1 protein-coding gene is annotated in these 319 nt (G+C 69.3%); it reads right to left on the bottom strand.

Going from position 1 to position 319, the window contains the following annotated elements:
* On the bottom strand, window positions 1–319 hold a 319-nt coding region (locus GV790_RS29515), incomplete at both ends, for a thiolase family protein (protein ID WP_306043456.1).

Below are 319 nucleotides of genomic sequence, written 5' to 3'. Positions count from 1 at the left end.
CCGCGTACTCACGGCCTGCGCCGCCGAAGTACTGGGCCGCGAAGGGCGCCTCGCTGGCACCCTGCAACCCGTCCACGACGATGCCGAAGGTGTCGAACGGGCTCGGCCGGTCGGTGTAGGACATGGTCAGCGCGCCGCGCTGCATCTGCTCGAAGCCGACGGCGAGCACCACGTCCGCGACGCCGTGCTCGATCGCCTGCCGGGCCAGAAACAGCGCCGACGAGCCGGTCGAACAGTTGTTGTTGACGTTGACCACCGGGATACCGGTGACACCGACCCGGTACAGGGCGGCCTGGCCGGAGGTCGAATCCCCGTACAC

It is taken from the genome of Nocardia cyriacigeorgica (assembly GCF_010858045.1).
GTDB classification, from domain to species: Bacteria; Actinomycetota; Actinomycetes; order Mycobacteriales; family Mycobacteriaceae; genus Nocardia; species Nocardia cyriacigeorgica_E.
Note: the sequence above shows the minus strand (reverse complement) of the source record. Positions and strands in the feature narration are given on the sequence as shown.